The 17,169-nt window shown below is 63.6% G+C and carries 13 protein-coding genes; 10 read left to right on the top strand and 3 right to left on the bottom strand.

Annotated features, from left to right (window positions below):
• Positions 1-15: 15 nt before the first annotated feature.
• The gene (locus tag ACRB8A_RS13175; RefSeq protein WP_050685971.1) at positions 16-1,053 is read right to left on the bottom strand and encodes an LLM class flavin-dependent oxidoreductase; all 1,038 of its coding nucleotides are present in this window, start codon (positions 1,051-1,053) and stop codon (positions 16-18) included.
• Positions 1,054-1,135: 82 nt separating this feature from the next.
• On the opposite strand from ACRB8A_RS13175, the gene ACRB8A_RS13170 reads away from it, so the two are divergent.
• The 6 genes from ACRB8A_RS13170 to ACRB8A_RS13145 all read left to right on the top strand — a co-directional run bounded on the left by ACRB8A_RS13170 (position 1,136) and on the right by ACRB8A_RS13145 (position 10,381).
• Positions 1,136-2,752, top strand: a complete 1,617-nt coding sequence (locus ACRB8A_RS13170; protein ID WP_432244837.1) for a cryptochrome/photolyase family protein — start codon at positions 1,136-1,138, stop codon at positions 2,750-2,752.
• Between the two features lie 85 nt (positions 2,753-2,837).
• Complete coding sequence (locus ACRB8A_RS13165; protein WP_432244836.1) at positions 2,838-4,598, top strand: ABC transporter family substrate-binding protein; 1,761 nt, start codon at positions 2,838-2,840, stop codon at positions 4,596-4,598.
• 298 nt (positions 4,599-4,896) lie between these two features.
• The gene (locus ACRB8A_RS13160) at positions 4,897-6,534 is read left to right on the top strand and encodes a peptide ABC transporter substrate-binding protein (RefSeq protein WP_056597074.1); all 1,638 of its coding nucleotides are present in this window, start codon (positions 4,897-4,899) and stop codon (positions 6,532-6,534) included.
• A gap of 211 nt (positions 6,535-6,745) precedes the next feature.
• Positions 6,746-7,675 carry an ABC transporter permease gene (locus ACRB8A_RS13155; protein WP_056597076.1) on the top strand — a complete coding sequence of 310 codons (930 nt, stop codon included), beginning with the start codon at positions 6,746-6,748 and terminating at the stop codon, positions 7,673-7,675.
• The gene (locus ACRB8A_RS13150) at positions 7,665-8,657 is read left to right on the top strand and encodes an ABC transporter permease (RefSeq protein WP_056597077.1); all 993 of its coding nucleotides are present in this window, start codon (positions 7,665-7,667) and stop codon (positions 8,655-8,657) included. The genes ACRB8A_RS13155 and ACRB8A_RS13150 overlap by 11 nt, the downstream gene beginning before the upstream one ends.
• A gap of 11 nt (positions 8,658-8,668) precedes the next feature.
• Positions 8,669-10,381, top strand: coding sequence for an ABC transporter ATP-binding protein (locus tag ACRB8A_RS13145; protein WP_432244835.1), 1,713 nt, complete (start codon positions 8,669-8,671; stop codon positions 10,379-10,381).
• A gap of 86 nt (positions 10,382-10,467) precedes the next feature.
• Here ACRB8A_RS13145 and ACRB8A_RS13140 read toward each other — a convergent pair whose 3' ends face one another.
• The gene (locus ACRB8A_RS13140; protein ID WP_056597079.1) at positions 10,468-11,370 is read right to left on the bottom strand and encodes an SGNH/GDSL hydrolase family protein; all 903 of its coding nucleotides are present in this window, start codon (positions 11,368-11,370) and stop codon (positions 10,468-10,470) included.
• Between the two features lie 285 nt (positions 11,371-11,655).
• Here ACRB8A_RS13140 and typA point away from each other — a divergent pair, with 285 nt between their 5' ends.
• Positions 11,656-13,584, top strand: a complete 1,929-nt coding sequence (gene typA, locus ACRB8A_RS13135) for a translational GTPase TypA (protein ID WP_056597081.1) — start codon at positions 11,656-11,658, stop codon at positions 13,582-13,584.
• A 125-nt stretch (positions 13,585-13,709) separates the two neighbouring features.
• Here typA and ACRB8A_RS13130 read toward each other — a convergent pair whose 3' ends face one another.
• Entirely contained in the window at positions 13,710-13,949 is a 240-nt protein-coding gene (locus ACRB8A_RS13130; RefSeq protein ID WP_050685872.1) for a hypothetical protein, read from the bottom strand.
• A gap of 150 nt (positions 13,950-14,099) precedes the next feature.
• Here ACRB8A_RS13130 and fdxA point away from each other — a divergent pair, with 150 nt between their 5' ends.
• The 3 genes from fdxA to ACRB8A_RS13115 all read left to right on the top strand — a co-directional run bounded on the left by fdxA (position 14,100) and on the right by ACRB8A_RS13115 (position 17,114).
• A complete protein-coding gene (gene fdxA / locus ACRB8A_RS13125; protein WP_050685972.1) occupies positions 14,100-14,426 on the top strand; it encodes a ferredoxin in 327 nt (108 codons plus the stop codon).
• 13 nt (positions 14,427-14,439) lie between these two features.
• A complete protein-coding gene (dapC, locus tag ACRB8A_RS13120; protein ID WP_285240700.1) occupies positions 14,440-15,582 on the top strand; it encodes a succinyldiaminopimelate transaminase in 1,143 nt (380 codons plus the stop codon).
• Between the two features lie 245 nt (positions 15,583-15,827).
• On the top strand, positions 15,828-17,114 hold the full coding sequence (locus tag ACRB8A_RS13115) for a citrate synthase (RefSeq protein ID WP_050685874.1): 1,287 nt from the start codon (positions 15,828-15,830) through the stop codon (positions 17,112-17,114).
• Positions 17,115-17,169: the final 55 nt, after the last annotated feature.

Genomic DNA, 17,169 nt, shown 5'->3' with positions numbered 1-17,169 from the left:
AGGTGAACCCGGCGGTCAGTGCGCCGCCGGGTGCCATCCCAGCGCCGGGCCCAGGCCGGTGGCGATGTCCGTGAGGATCTGTACGTAGTCCTCATGGTCGAAGCTGAACGGCAGGGCGAACGCCACCTCGTCAACTTCCTGGTAACCCGCGTGCGCCTGCAGCTGCTCCGCAATCTCGCTGCTGGTCCCGATGAGGTCCGGCGCGAACATCATCCGTTTCGGCCCCTGTGGCACGGCGGTGCGGGGCGTCCGCTCGTCGACGTACCGCTGGTACTTGGCACGCTGGCCGGGGGAAGCGGAGTCGGTAGGGATGACCACCAGACCCTGTGAGACGCGCGCAGGCGCGTGCTGACGGGCTCCCGCCGCTGCGCGGAAGGCCCTGATCTGGGACTGCTGGATCCGGGCAAAGTCCGGGGCCTCGCCCTCACCGGGAAAAATGACGCTGCTGGAGAGCAGGTTGAACCCGTTTTCCCCGGCCCACACGGCAGACTTCCGGCTGGCAGCGCCGTACCAGAGCCGGCCCCGCAGTCCCTTGGAGTGCGGTTCAACGCGGTTGGAGAACTCCTCCACCACGCCCTGCTTGCCGCTGAACTCCCTGACGGGTTCGCCGGCAATCATCCGTCCCAGCCGGTCCACGCGGGTGTAACCGAAATCCTCCACGTCCGCGGAATCAGGGTACAGCTCCTGCCTCACGGTGTCCCACTGCATCGGTTCCCCAACACTGACGCCCGGATTGATGCGGCCGCCGGACAGCAGGTCCACCGTGGCCAGGTCCTCAGCCAGTCGCAGCGGGTTCTCCCACCCCAAAGGCGTCACCGCGGTACCAAGTTCAATCCGGGAGGTGCGCTGGCTGGCAGCGGCCATGACAGCGATGGGGGAGGAGATCCCGTATTGGAGGTGCCGGTGGCGCAGCCAGGCACTGTCGAACCCCAGCCGCTCACCCAGTTCGATGACCTGCAGCGTGCTCTCGTGCCCGGCGGCCGGATCCGCAGGATCAAACAGGCCAATGGTCAGGAAACCCAGCTTGCGCAGCGGGCGTGGGGAGTCGGGCACGGTGTCCTCCGGGAAGTTCTGCAGTGGGCTGATCCCCACAGTATTCGCTCCGGATGGAGGCATTTCGCATTATCGTTACGTCATGACATCCGGCCGCCACGTCCGCCTCGTCCTGCCCCATCAGCTTTTTGACCAGCACCTCGACGAGGCCGACGGGACAGTGTTTGTGCTGATCGAGCACGACCTGCTCTTCCGCCAGTACTCGTTCCATTCGCACAAACTGGTCCTGCACCGTGCTTCCATGGCCCGGTTCGCCCGCAGGCTGCGGGATCATGGGCATGACGTGGCTGTTTTGGAGAGCTCCGCCAACCGCTCGTCGCGGGCGCAGCTCGCGGAATTCATCCGGCACCGCCATCCGGCGAAGGTGACCTGGTTCGATGTTGTGGACGACTGGCTGGAAAAGGACCTGGTGGCGGGCCTCGGGGACGCCGGCTACCGGATGCGTGCCGACGACGTCCTGGAGACGCCCAACTTCCTTACGGACCGCAGCCGGATCGATTCCTGGTTCGCCGATAACCCGGCCCGCATGCACGACTTCTACGTCTGGCAGCGCCGCCGGCTGGACGTCCTGGTCCAGAACGGGGATCCTGTGGGCGGGAAGTGGTCGTTCGATGCCGAGAACCGGAAGAAGCTTCCGCGCGGCTATGTGCCGCCCACAGTAGGCCTCTTCGCCCGCCATTCCGACCCGCAGCAACAGGGAACCTTTGACTTCGAAAGCCTGACGGCTGACCCTGGCGAGGCAAAAGGCGACCAGCCCGGGGAGCCTTCGCCCGACGTCGTACGGGCGATTGAATGGGTTGCGAAGGAATTCCCGGCGGCCCCGGGCGACCCGCACCTGTTCGCCTGGCCCACCAGCGCCGACGAAGCCCGCCGGCACCTCCAGGAGTTCATCACTGAACGGCTGGCGGACTTCGGGCCGTACGAGGATGCGATTTCCCGCGAGCATCCGTTCATCAACCACGCTCTGCTGACCCCGGCGCTCAACATCGGGCTGCTCGACCCCCGGGAAGTTGTCCAGGCGGTCCTGGACGGCGCGGACCAATCCACCCCGCTGGCGTCCCTCGAGGGCTTTATCCGGCAGGTGATCGGGTGGCGGGAATACATGCGCGCCACGTACCGCACGCGCGGCCGCCAGATGCGGAGCGCCAACGGGCTCAACCACAGGAACGGGCTGGGGGAGGGGTGGTGGGATGGAACCACGGGCCTGGCGCCTGTGGACCTGGTCATCTCCCGTGTACTGGCCACCGGATACGCCCACCACATTGAACGGCTGATGGTACTGGGCAACGCGATGTCCTTGCTGCGGATACACCCCGACGACGCCTACGAGTGGTTCATGGAACTGTTCATCGACGCCTATGACTGGGTCATGGTGCCCAACGTTTACGCCATGAGCCAGTTCGCTGCAGGTGCCGACATCACCACCAAACCCTATGTGTCCGGCAGCAACTACCTGAAGAAAATGTCGGACCTGCCCGCCGGTGACTGGATGCCGGACTGGGACGGCCTGTACTGGGCCTTCGTCGAGGACCACCGGCCCGTCTTCGAACGGAACCACCGCGCCAAGATGGTGGTGTCCCTGCTCGACGGCATGGAGGATGGGAAGCGGCGGGAGCACCGCCGTCGTGCGGATGCCCTGCTGAAGAGTCCCGACGGCGCGGCGACGCGGTTGCTGAGCCCGCCGCAGCACCGGCCATGACCAGGCAGACGGCTTATCCTGTTTAGAGGGCGTGACGTGCTGATGGCAGGTCCCCCTTCCCGGGAGGACAACACAAGGAGGCTCCATGCCTGTCAGGCATCTGATGCGGCTCATCGCCGCGGCATTGGCAGCCGTCCTGGTTCTGTCCGGTTGCCAGGGCGGCGGCAGCGCACCGGTAGTGGTGGGGGAAACCAAAACCGGCGGCATTGCCACCGTGGCGGAGGTAAACGCCTTCACCTCGTTCAACCCCTTCAGCGCTGACGGCAACACCGACATCAATTCCAAGATCGGCGCCGTCACGCACTCCGGCTTCCATTTCCTGGACCAAACGGCCCGGGTGGTGCGGAATGACAAATTCGGCGGCTACGAAAAGATCTCCGACCAGCCGCTCAAGGTCCGCTACACGGTCAACGAAGGCGTCAAATGGTCCGACGGCGAGGCCATCGACGCCGGGGACCTTCTCCTTGCGTGGGCGGCCGGGTCAGGATACTTCGACGACGAGGATCCGGCCCTCGGCACCGGCACCACGTATTTCGATTCGGCCGCGGACACCGGCGGCCTCGCGGGCACGGTTCTCCCCGAGCTCGGCGATGACGGCCGGTCCATCACGCTGGAGTACACCCAGCCTTACGCTGACTGGGAGGTGGCGTTCGACATCGGCCTGCCGGCGCATGTGGTCGCGGCCAAGGGCGGCCTCAGCGACGAGGACGCCTTGGTCAAACTCCTCGAGGAATCACCGCGCGGAAACCCGGAAAAGCCGGCAGTCAACGCCGACCTGAAAAAGGTCGCGGATTTCTGGAACTCCGGGTTCAATACTTCGGCCATCCCCGATGACCCCTCGCTCTACCTCTCCAGCGGCCCCTTCATCGTCCAGGACATCGTGCCGGACGTCTCCATGAAAATGGTGCGGAACCGGGACTACGTCTGGGGCCAGGAACCGCGGCTCGACGAGATCAACGTCCGGTTCACCGCGAGTTTCCCCGCCGCTGTCGACGCCCTCCGGAACGGCCAGGCGGACATCATCGCGCCGCAGCCCTCCGCCGGGAATGAGGCCATTTTCGCCGGCCTGACCTCGCAAGGGGTCACGGTGGAACGGTACAGCCAGTCCGGCTATGACCACCTCGACCTGAACTTCACCGGGCCGTTTGCCGCCCGGGAAGTCCGCGAAGCGTTCCTGAAGACAGTTCCCCGGGAAGCCATCGTTGAGGCCGTGGTGGGGGACCTGCTTCCGGATGCCAAACCACTGGATTCCCACGTGTTCCTTCCCGGGCAGCCGAAATACGGCGACACCGTCAAGAACAACGGTTCGGAAGCCTATGCGGACGTGGACATCGAGGGCGCCAAAAAGCTGTTGGCCGGCAAAACGCCCACCATCCGCATTCTGTTCAACCGCGACAACCCCAACCGGGCGGAGTCATTTGGGTTGATCCGTGACTCCGCGAAGCTTGCCGGCTTCACCGTGGTGGACGCCGGCGAAGGAAACGCCGACTGGACCAGGTCCCTGGGCAGCAGCAACCACGACGCCACGCTCCTCGGGTGGATCGGAACCGGCGCCGGAGTCAGCCGCGTGCCGCAGATTTTCCGGACCGGGGCGGGGAGCAACTTCAACGGGTTCTCCGATGACGCTGCGGATAAAGCCATGGCGGAGCTCTCCGGCACCACGGACCTGGGCAAACAGGATGATCTGCTGGTCGCCGTGGACAAACGGCTGTGGGAGAACGCCTACGGCCTCCCGCTGTACCAGACCGTCGGGGCCACCGCCGTGGGGCCACGGATCACGGGTGTGAAATCCAGCGCCGGGCCGCTGGGCGTCTGGTGGAATGTCTGGGAATGGCGGCTGGCGTAGCCGCGTTCTGATCGGCTGCCGCACATTGTGGCGTCGGCAGACTTCGGCTGGGAGCGGTTCCACCTTCGATTTCACAGCTGCCACTACCCGCGAGTAGCATGTGACTTGCACAACTTCCGTTTACCGACTAGCGCGGCGAACGGCGCCGGTTACGGTTTGGCAACGGAGTACCAGTATTTGGACTTCAAGCGGTTAGGCTACTCGTATATGTAGGCCCCGTCACAGCGGACAGCTGTGCCCGGCCTGCGGGGAAACACAAGATTCCCCTCGTTATCTCCCACAACTCATAGGAGGCGGAATGCGTTTCACGCGCACTTCCAAAGCACTGGGCATGGCGGCAATCGCCGCGCTTGCCCTTACCGGTTGCGGCGCCGGAGGCGGCAGCAATGACGGTGCCAGCGGTGGTGACACGAACCGTGTGATCATCGTGGACGGTTCTGAACCCCAGCGGCCGCTCATGCCGGCAGACACCAACGAAGTTGGTGGCGGCAAGATCATCGATATGGTTTTCGCCGGCCTCGTCAGCTATGACCCGAGCGGCAAGCCGGTCAACGAGATGGCAGAGTCCATCGAGGCGCCGGACGGCCAGAACTACACCATCAAGATCAAGTCCGGCGAAAAATTCACCAACGGCGAGGCCATCACGGCCAAGACCTTCGTGGATGCCTGGAACTTCGGTGCGGCCGCCAAGAACGCCCAGCTGAGCAGCTCCTTCTTTGAGTCCATCAAGGGCTACGACGAAGTCAACGCAGAAGGTTCAACGGCTGACACCATGTCCGGCCTGAAGGTCGTTGACGATACGACGTTTACCGTTGAACTCGGCCAGCCTGAGTCCGACTGGCCGCTCCGCCTCGGCTACAGCGCGTTTGCTCCGGTCCCCGCGGGCGCACTCGCTGACCCCAAGGGATTCGGTGAAACCCCTGTTGGCAATGGCCCGTACAAGCTGGCCGACGGCGGCTGGCAGCACAACGTGCAGATCCAGCTCGTTCCGAACCCGGACTACGACGGTCCGCGCAAGCCCAAAAACGGCGGCGTTACGTTCAAGATTTTCCAGAACGATGACACTGCCTACCAGGACCTCCTGAGCAACAGCCTCGACGTACTCCAGACGATCCCCACCAGCGCGCTGGCCAACTTCGAGTCCGACCTGGGCGACCGTACGATCAACAAGCCGTACGCCGGCAACCAGACCATCGCCATCCCGGAATACCTTCCCGAGTGGAGCGGCGAGGCGGGCAAGCTCCGCCGCCAGGCCATCTCCATGGCGATCAACCGTGATGAGATCACCAAGGTCATCTTCAACGGTGCCCGCCAGCCCGCCAAGGACTTCACGGCCCCCGTGCTGGACGGCTACAGCGACAGCATCCCCGGCCACGAAAACCTCGAATTCAACGAGACCAAGGCCAAGGACCTGTGGAAGCAAGCCGATGCCATCCAGAAGTGGGACGCGAACAGCACTTTCTCCATCGCCTACAACGCCGACAAGGGCGGACACCAGGCCTGGGTTGAAGCTGTTGTGAACCAGATCAAGAACACCCTTGGCATCAAGGCTGAAGGTAAGCCGTACCCCACCTTCAAGGAAGCCCGCAACGATGCAACCGCAGGCACCCTGACCGGTTCAATCCGTGCGGGATGGCAGGCAGACTACCCGTCGCTGTACAACTTCCTCGGACCGATCTACAAGACCGGTGCAGGTTCCAATGACGCCCGCTACGCCAACCCGGCGTTTGATGAAGCGATCTCAAAGGGCCTCGGAGCCTCCTCTGTGAGCGAAGGCAACCAAGCGATGAACAAGGCGCAGGAGACCCTGCTGACGGATCTCCCCGCCATCCCGCTGTGGTACCAGGTTTCCCAGGGCGGCTGGAGTGACAACGTCACCAATGTCGACTACGGCTGGAACGGCGTACCGCTGTACTACCAGATCACCGGCAAGTAACTGAATAGGACGACGGCGGGGGGCTCCCTTCAGGGGTACCTCCGCCGTCGTTTTGTTGCCCTCAATCCTTCGCCCGGACTCCGGGAGTATTATCGCGGTTGGCGGTCGGTGCTATTCCGGCGCTACCTGCTCCTGACTGTAAAGGTTCTTTGATGAACAGCTCCACCACACACCTGGAGAAGCTGAACGCTTCAAGGGGTGGCATCCTCTGATGACCACATATATCCTCAAGCGCTTCCTCCAGGTGATCCCCGTTTTCCTCGGCGCCACGCTGCTGGTGTATTTCCTGGTTTTCAGCCTCCCCGGCGATCCCATCGCCGCACTGTTCGGCGACAGGCCCGTCAACGAGGCAGTCGCCGCCCAGCTCCGCAAGCAGTACAACCTTGACCAGCCGTTCTGGATCCAGTACCTGCTCTACCTCAAGAGCATTTTTACCTTCGACCTCGGCCTGGACTTTTCTGGCCGGCCTATCGCTGCCGTCCTGGGTGAAGTGTTCCCCGTGACCGCCCGCCTGGCCGTCATGGCCCTCATCTTTGAGGGCTTCTTCGGCATTCTCTTCGGCCTGATTGCAGGCCTGCGCAAGGGAAAAATCTTCGACGCCACCGTTTTGGTAGCCTCGCTGATCGTCATTGGCATCCCGATCTTCGTTCTCGGCTTCGTGCTGCAGTTTTTCATCGGCGTCCAACTGGGCTGGGCCAAACCAACCGTGAGCGCCGGCGCGTCAGTGCAGGACCTCATTCTTCCGGCCATCGTGCTGGGGCTGGGTTCGTTCGCCTACGTTCTGCGGCTCACCCGAACCAGCGTGCTTGAAAACATGAACGCGGACTATGTACGGACCGCCACGGCCAAAGGTCTGTCCCGCTCCCGCGTGGTCCGGGTCCACATCCTGCGCAACTCGCTCATCCCCGTGATCACGTTCCTTGGTGCTGACCTTGGGGCGCTGATGGGCGGCGCAATCGTTACCGAGGGCATCTTCAATATCCCAGGTGTGGGGCAGCGGCTATACCGGGCCGTGCTGTCCGGTGAAGGTCCCACAGTCGTGTCCATTGTGACTGTTCTGGTCCTCATCTACGTTGTATCCAACCTGCTGGTAGACCTTCTGTACGCCTGGCTTGACCCAAGGATCCGCTATGACTCCTGATAACAATCCCAACCGTCCCGGCGAAACGCCAGGAACCACCCGCAGCCTGGAGCATTTCGTCGCGGAAGTCGCCGAAACACCGCTCCAGGCTGTGGATCAGGTCAAAGAGGAATCAGCCCCGCTCAGCCTGTGGGGCGAGGCCTGGAAAAACCTCCGCAAGCAACCGCTGTTCCTGATCTCGGCGTTCCTGATCCTGGTCGTGGCCTTGGTGTCGCTCTTCCCGGGATTGTTTTCTCCCATCAACCCCGCCACCGAAGCATGCCAGCTGTCCAGTTCCAACGGGCCTGCCACGGCGGGGCATCCCCTGGGTTTCACCAAGCAGGGCTGTGACGTTTACGCGCGCATGATCTTCGGTGCCCAGGCGTCCGTAACGGTGGGCCTGTTCACCACCCTGGGAGTCCTGCTGATCGGCGGCATTGTCGGCTCGATTGCCGGCTACTATGGCGGCTGGATTGACGCCGTCCTGGCCAGGATCAACGACATCTTCTTCGCATTGCCGCTGATCCTTGGTGCCATCGTCCTGATCCAGGTTCCCTACTTCCGGGCGAACAGGAATCCGTGGACCCTGGTAGTCATCCTCGTTGTTTTCGGCTGGCCCCAGATTGCCCGCATCACCCGTGGCGCGGTCATTGAAGTGCGCAATGCAGACTTTGTCACGGCCGCCCGTTCGCTGGGCGTCTCGAAGTTCAGCGCACTTGTCCGCCACGTGTTGCCCAACTCGCTGGCACCCATCATTGTGGTTGCGACCATCTCGCTGGGAACCTTCATCGTGGCGGAAGCGACCCTGTCGTTCCTCGGCATTGGGCTGCCGCCCAGCGTGATGTCCTGGGGCAACGACATCCAGGCCGCCCAGTCCTCGCTGCGGTCCAATCCGCTGCCCCTGCTGTACCCCGCCATTGCGCTGTCCATTACCGTGCTGAGCTTCATCATGCTGGGCGATGCCCTGCGTGACGCTCTCGATCCCAAGGCGCGGAAGCGTTGAGAGGGGATGCTGTGAACGAGTCCATCGACATACGTGAAACAGGAAGCCGTACCGGGCGCCCGCTCCTGGAGATCAAGGATCTGGCTATTACGTTTGCTACAAGCAATGGCGACGTCAACGCGGTCCGGAATGCCCACCTGACCATCATGCCCGGCGAGACGGTGGCTATCGTAGGTGAATCAGGCTCCGGAAAGTCCACCACTGCACTGGCTGCAATCGGGCTTCTGCCCGGAAACGGAAGGGTCTCCGCCGGACAGATCTTCTTTGACGGCGAAGACATTGCCCATGCCAGCGAGAAGCGCATGATTGAGCTTCGGGGCAACAGCATCGGTATGGTGCCGCAGGACCCGATGTCCAACCTGAACCCGGTCTGGAAGATCGGTTACCAGGTTAAGGAGACGCTCAAGGCCAACGGGCTGCCCAGCGGTCCCGAGGACGTTGCAAAGGTCCTCACGGAGGCCGGGCTGCCCGACGCGGCCCGGCGTGCCAAGCAGTACCCGCATGAGTTCTCCGGAGGCATGCGCCAACGGGCGCTGATTGCCATCGGCCTGTCGTGCCAGCCGCGCCTGCTGATCGCCGATGAGCCCACATCCGCATTGGACGTGACGGTCCAGCGGCAGATCCTTGACCATCTGGACAAGATGACATCCGAACTGGGTACCGCGGTCCTGCTGATTACCCACGACCTCGGGCTCGCAGCTGAACGCGCTGACAAGGTAGTGGTCATGTACCGCGGGCAGGTTGTGGAGGCAGGGCCGTCGCTTGAGCTCCTGCGCAACCCGCAGCACCCCTACACAAAGCGGCTGGTCAATTCCGCTCCTTCGCTCGCCTCACGACGTATCCAGGTGGCGAAGGACCGGGGGCTCGAGTCCAGCGATTTGCTCACCAGCGACGACGTCGTGGTTGAAAAGTCCAAGCCGGCTGAGGTTCTCCAGATCGAAAACCTCAGCAAAGTGTTCAAGCTGCGCTCGGGGTTCGCCCGGTCAACCGACTTCACCGCGGTGGACGATGTTTCGTTCTCCATCAAACGGGGAACCACAACGGCGATCGTGGGGGAGTCGGGGTCCGGCAAGTCCACGGTGGCGCAGATGGTCCTGAACCTCCTCAAACCCACATCCGGCAGGATTGTTTTTGATGGTGTGGACACGTCGACGCTGAACACCAAGGATATTTTCAAATTCCGCCGGCGTGTGCAGCCCATCTTCCAGGATCCCTACGGATCCCTGGACCCGATGTACAGCATCTTCCGCACCATCGAGGAACCGCTGCGCGTCCATAAGATCGGCGATGCCGCAAGCCGGGAAAAGAAGGTCCGGGAGCTCCTGGATCAGGTGTCGCTGCCGCAGTCCACCATGAAGCGCTACCCGAACGAGCTGTCGGGTGGGCAGCGCCAGCGTGTTGCCATTGCACGTGCACTGGCGCTCGACCCCGAGGTGATCATTTGCGACGAAGCCGTCTCGGCCCTGGACGTCCTGGTCCAGGCGCAGGTCCTGAACCTCCTGGCGGAACTGCAGTCCCGTCTCGGCCTGACCTATCTCTTCATTACCCACGACCTTGCTGTGGTCCGCCAGATCGCGGATCACGTCTGCGTTATGGAGAAGGGAAAACTGGTGGAGACCGGAACGACGGACGACGTCTTCGATTCGCCGCAGAGGGACTACACCAAGGCCCTTCTCAACGCGATCCCCGGGGCTACCCTGATGCTTCCGCCTGAGGTCGCATAGTCGTACCGTTCCACAAAACAGGAGCCGAAGTCCGCAAGGACTTCGGCTCCTGTCTTTTCATCAGCAGGACGTAAAGGGTCCGGTCCTCAATCCTGGTTGGATCCCACCGGAGCCAGGCTGCCCTGGGCCATCAGCCGGTCGGGGTCGACAGTGGTTTTCCGTTCCAGGTTGAGCTCCCGCAGCTTGCCGTCCAGGACCTTACCCAGGGTCTTCCGGCCAGCCGGATTCATGTGCACGGCGTCGGCAAGGTCCTTGGTGGCGCCGTATTTGGTCAGCCAGTCGCCGGCTGAGATAAACGGCAGGCCATGCGCGGCTGCCACTGATCCCAGCAGGGTGTCCACTTCGGTGCGGCGGCCGCCACCGTTCGCCGCGCCCTTGGCCAGGGTGCCGATAAGCACAATCCGGGTGCCCAGGTAGCGGGTCTTCAGTTCGGCGATGAGGCGGTCCGCGTTCGCGGAGATCTGGCTGTTGCTGGCCCCGGTGCCGGCGTCGTTGCCACCACCCTGGATGACGATCATTGCCGGCGTGCCCGAAGGCAGCAGCCAGTTGCCGTTCAGCAGCGCGTCGATGTAGTTTCCAACGCCACCATTGGCGGCGACGTAGCCCGTGCCGCCGAGTCCGCAAAAGTAGACGCTATAGCCGGCCGAGGCGAGGCCCAGGCGGGGCCAGCCGTCCTGCGGGGCGGACTGGGAGTCGCCAATCAGCAGCACGGTTTTGCTGATGTCCGGAACCACCACTTCAAGCCGGCCGTTGGCAGGGTTCCTTACCTGGGTACCCGCGGGCAGCGCCTTGGTGTTCGCTCCGGCGGCCTGCGGCTGGGAGGCGCCGGCAGGTTGCGGCGATGGCGCGGGTGCCTGGGTTGCCGAAGGTGCGGCAGCGGGCGGCGGAACATTGGGGGCACCGCAACCGGCGATCAGGACCATGCCGGAGAGCGCCAAAGTGACGGCTGCGGAAGCGCGTCCGCGGGTCCGGGATAAAACAGTTCGCATCGGGTGTCTCCGGGCTCGCATTAGGTGTCAGAGCAATCATGTGGCATGGAGCGCGGTTTCGCCAGCCATGGTGACCCAAAGTTCCGGTGTGGCGTGCCATGGGTTGTCGGCCGCCGGGCCGGGGGCTTCCGGCTGGCCGGGCGGGCGCCGTCCGTTTTTAGGCCAATAAATGCCGCAGGGGGTAAACTTGTGGTAGGCGCCCTGTGCTAAGGGCCGGATCCTTCGTGCGTTCCAGTTGGAAATGTCGCGATACAACAGCTGACCCACTGAATCGAGTCATTACGCATGTCTGAAACCACCACCAACACCGCGCTGAACACTGCTTCCCGCAGTGACCTGCGCAACGTCGCGATCGTGGCCCACGTTGACCACGGCAAGACCACTCTGGTCGACGCCATGCTCAAGCAGACCAACTCCTTTGCCGAGCACAACCACCTCGAAGACCGCGTGATGGACTCCGGTGACCTGGAACGCGAAAAAGGCATCACCATCCTGGCCAAGAACACCACGGTGGCCTACAACGGACCGTCCTCCAACGGTGAGACCATCACCATCAACGTCATCGACACCCCCGGCCACGCCGACTTCGGCGGCGAGGTGGAGCGCGGCCTGTCCATGGTGGACGGCGTGGTACTCCTCGTTGACGCATCCGAGGGCCCGCTGCCCCAGACCCGCTTCGTGCTGCGCAAGGCCCTGGCCGCGCACCTGCCGGTCATCCTCCTCGTCAACAAAACGGACCGCCCCGACTCCCGCATCGACGAAGTTGTCCACGAGTCCATGGACCTCCTGCTGGGCCTGGCCTCCGACCTCGCCGACGAAGTTCCGGACCTGGACCTGGACAAGATCCTTGAAGTTCCGGTTGTCTACGCAGCCGCTAAGGTAGGCCGTGCCTCCCTGGTGCAGCCGGCGGACGGCTCCGCTCCGGACAATGAGGACCTTGAGCCGCTGTTCAAGACCATCATCGAGCACATCCCCGCGCCGACGTACAACCCGAACGGCGTACTCCAGGCACACGTCACCAACCTGGACGCCTCACCGTTCCTGGGCCGTCTTGCACTGCTTCGCATCTACAACGGCACCCTGCGCAAGGGGCAGACCGTCGCCTGGGCCCGCGCCAACGGCGAGCTCAAGAACGTCAAGATCACCGAACTGCTGGCCACCAAGGCACTGGACCGCGTTCCGGCCGATTCTGCGGGACCGGGCGAAATCGTTGCTGTCGCCGGCATCGAGGAAATCACCATTGGTGAGACCCTCACCGACGTCGACAACCCGCAGCCGTTGCCGCTGATCACGGTTGACCCGCCGGCAATCTCCATGACCATCGGTATCAACACATCCCCGATCGCCGGTAAGGTCAAGGGCCACAAGGTCACCGCACGCCAGGTCAAGGATCGTCTTGACAAGGAACTGATCGGTAACGTTTCTTTGAACGTTCTCCCCACCGAGCGTCCCGACGCTTGGGAAGTTCAGGGCCGTGGCGAATTGGCTCTGTCCATCTTGGTTGAGCAGATGCGCCGTGAAGGCTTCGAGCTGACCGTGGGCAAGCCGCAGGTTGTCACCAAGACCATCGACGGCAAGATCCACGAGCCGATGGAACACATGACCATCGACGTGCCGGAAGAGTACCTCGGCGCCGTAACCCAGCTCATGGCCTCCCGCAAGGGCCGCATGACCAACATGGCCAACCACGGTACCGGCTGGTGCCGCATGGAGTTCATCGTTCCGGCCCGTGGCTTGATCGGTTTCCGCACGCGCTTTTTGACCGACACCCGCGGTGCCGGTATCGCTTCCTCGCTGGCCGAGGGCTACGAGCCGTGGGCCGGCCCCATCGAGTACCGCACCAACGGTTCGATCGTGGCTGACCGCTCAGGTGTTGTCACCCCGTTCGCGATAATCAAGCTCCAGGAACGTATGAGCTTCTTCGTTCAGCCCACCTCCGAGGTTTACGAGGGCATGATCGTTGGCGAGAACTCCCGCGCTGATGACATGGACGTAAACATCACTCGTGAGAAGCAGCTCACCAACATGCGTGCAGCTTCCTCGGACACCTTCGAGAACATGACGCCGCCGAAGGTTTTGACCCTCGAAGAGTCCCTTGAGTTCGCCCGCGAAGACGAGTGTGTCGAAGTGACGCCCGAGTCCATCCGCATCCGTAAGGTGATCTTGGACGCCAGCGACCGCTCCAAGGCCAACCGCGCCCGCGCCAAGGTCTAACAAACCCGCAGCACCAACGAATGCCACCGGCGCCATGCCGGTGGCATTCGTCGTTTCGGGACGCATGCGCGCACCGAACCCGCCGGCCAGGCCGCAGGAACCGTCCGTGCGTAGTGAACCCGGCGTCAGCTGCGCGGGCGGCGCCGCGGCGGTGCCGGGGGAACGGACTTTGCCGCCACCACGGCGCCCAGGGGGATCACGACGGCGGCCTGCCGGGTCTGGACGGTGACGGAACCGGCGTCGCACGCCACCAGGTCGCCCAAGGCGTCCGTGAAGCCTTCAGGGATGCGGTAGCGGACCACAACCCGCGTTCCGGTCTTGGCAGCGGCAAGGAATCCGGCAGGGGTCGGGGCAGGCAGGCTCACCTGAACATACTAAACGGCTTCACACAAGCGCCCCGGCTAGGTTCGCGGTAACGGGCAGGGGGATAATAGGCTACAGAGTCAGGGTCCGGCCAGAGTTGCCGGATGCAAGAGCCGGCGGGACGCCGGAACCAACGTGGAGAGGCCAGGGACGTGACGTACGTAATCGCGCAGCCGTGTGTAGATGTCAAGGACAAGGCATGTATTGAGGAGTGCCCCGTCGACTGCATTTACGAGGGTGAGCGTTCGCTGTACATCCATCCGGACGAATGCGTGGACTGCGGTGCCTGCGAGCCCGTTTGCCCCGTTGAGGCCATCTACTACGAGGATGACACCCCGGATGAGTGGGCCGACTACTACAAGGCCAACGTCGAGTTCTTCGACGACCTTGGTTCCCCGGGCGGTGCCGCGAAGGTTGGCAACACCGGCAAGGACCACCCCATGATCGCTGCGCTGCCGCCGCAGAACCAAGACCACTGACCCCGGCGCACCCGTGAGCCCTGCAGTGAACACCTTTGGCCTTGCCCTGCCCGACTACCCGTGGGAGGCCATGGCGCCGTACCTGGCCAAGGCCTCGGAACACCCCGGCGGAGCCGTCAACCTCTCCATCGGCACCCCCGTGGATCCCACCCCGGCGCTGGTGCAGGACGCGCTGTCAGCTGCCGCCAACGCCCCGGGGTATCCCACCGTGCACGGCACGTTGGCTCTCCGCGAGGCCATCGCAGGGTGGTTCGAACGCCGCCGCGGCGTAGCGGGACTTGATCCCCGCGACGTGATGCCCACGGTGGGCTCGAAGGAACTGGTGGCGTGGCTGCCGCTGCTGTTGGGCCTGAAGCCCGGTGACGTCGTCGTCCGTCCCAAGGTTGCCTACCCGACCTACGATATTGGCGCCACCCTGGCCGGCGTCACCTCAGTTGCTACGGACAACCTGGATGAGCTGGACGCCGCCACCCGGGCCCGTGTGCGCCTCATCTGGGTCAACTCACCCGGCAACCCCACCGGCAGTGTCCGGGACGCGGAATCGCTGCGCTTACTGGTGGCCCAGGCCCGTGAAATCGGGGCCGTGGTGGCTTCGGACGAATGCTATGCGGAACTTGGCTGGGGGGAATGGGACGTCCAGCGCGGCGGCAACCCTGTGCCCAGCATCCTGGACCCCCGCGTTTCCGGTGGCTCCCATGACGGCCTGCTGGCCGTCTACTCCCTGAGCAAGCAGTCCAACCTGGCCGGCTACCGCGCCGCGTTTGTTGCAGGTGATCCGGCGCTGATGGCCAACCTGGTCAACAGCCGCAAGCACGCAGGCATGATCGTGCCGTACCCGGTCCAGGAAGCCATGCGGGTGGCGGTGGGCGATGACGCGCACGTTGAAGCGCAAAAAGACCTGTACCGCGGCCGCCGCGAACGGCTGGTTCCGGCCCTGCGCGGATTCGGGTTGGACATCAGGAATTCCGATGCCGGCCTGTACCTTTGGTCGACAGCGGGGGAGGACACCTGGACCACGGTGGCACGACTTGCCGGGCTTGGCATTGTGGTGGGGCCGGGCGTTTTCTACGGCGAAGCCGGCAACGGTTTTGTCCGGGTGGCGCTGACGGGAACCGACGAACGGATCGACGCCGCAGTATCCCGCCTGACCGCGTAGCCGGCAACGGGGCTGTAACAATAGAGTGACTCGCGCCACATAGCGGCCGTTTCGGGGCCTCCTGGGCTGTCTCGGATTAGTGACACCCGCCAAGGAGCGGTATTTTTTAAGTGACTATCAATGGTGGCTTTCTACAAGAAGGCAGCCCGGGTGTTGGAACCTGTCTACTCAGGATCAGTGCGCGGCTCACCTGATGTTGGATCAAGCTTTCGACAGAGGCCCAGAAGCCTCATGAAGGGGACTCCATGACTGAGACCAACAACGCCGCCACCTTGCACCACGCCGGTGGCGAGCTGAAGCTCCCGCGCATCCAGGTTGTTGAAGGGAACGAAGGATACGACGTTTCCAAGCTGCTGAAGCAGACGGGCGCAGTCACCTTTGACCCCGGCTTCATGAACACCGCAGCAACCACTTCCGCCATCACGTACATCGACGGCGATGCCGGCATCCTGCGCTACCGCGGATACCCGATCGAGCAGCTGGCGCAGCACTCCAGCTTCCTCGAAGTGTCCTACCTGCTGATCTACGGGAACCTGCCCACCCCCACCGAGCTCGAAGAGTTCGACCAGAAGATCCGCCACCACACGCTGCTGCACGAGGAGCTGAAGGGCTTCTTCAGCGGCTTCCCGCGGGACGCGCACCCGATGCCCGTGCTGTCCTCAGCGGTGTCGGCGCTGTCCACGTTCTACCAGGACTCGCTGGACCCCAAAAACGCCGAGCAGGTGGAGGTCTCCACCATCCGCCTGATGGCAAAGCTTCCGGTCATCGCCGCGTACGCACACAAAAAGTCCATCGGCCAGCCCATGCTGTACCCGGACAACTCCCACAACCTCGTGGAGAACTTCCTCCGGCTGAGCTTCGGCCTGCCGGCCGAGCAGTACGAGATGGACCCGGTCATCGTCAAGGCCCTGGACCTGCTCCTGATCCTGCACGCGGACCACGAACAGAACTGCTCCACGTCCACCGTGCGCCTGGTGGGTTCCTCGGACGCCAACCTCTTCGCTTCCGTCTCGGCAGGCATCCACGCTCTGTCCGGCCCCGCCCACGGCGGTGCCAACGAGGCCGTCCTGAAAATGCTCCGCCAGATCCAGGCCGACGGCACCAAGCCCGAGGACTACATGGAGAAGGTCAAGAACAAAGAAGACGGCGTCCGGCTCATGGGCTTCGGCCACCGGGTGTACAAGAACTACGACCCCCGCGCCAAGATCGTCAAAAACACCGCACACGAGATCCTCTCCAAGCTCGGCGGCAACGACGAGATGCTGGAGATCGCGCTCCGCCTGGAGGAGAAGGCGCTCAACGATGACTACTTCATCCAGCGCAAGCTCTACCCCAACGTGGACTTCTACACCGGCCTGATCTACAAGGCCATGGGCTTCCCGGAGAAGATGTTCACGGTGCTCTTCGCCATCGGCCGCCTGCCGGGTTGGATTGCCCAGTGGCGCGAGATGACACAGGACCCGCAAACAAAGATCGGCCGCCCCCGCCAGCTGTACATCGGCGAACCGGCCCGGGACTACCCCGCACGCTAGTCCCCATACTTACGACGACGGCCGCCCACCTCCTGGAGGTGGGCGGCCGGCGGCG

Source organism: Arthrobacter sp. G.S.26 (assembly GCF_050847375.1).
Taxonomy (GTDB): domain Bacteria; phylum Actinomycetota; class Actinomycetes; order Actinomycetales; family Micrococcaceae; genus Arthrobacter.
Note: the sequence above shows the minus strand (reverse complement) of the source record. Positions and strands in the feature narration are given on the sequence as shown.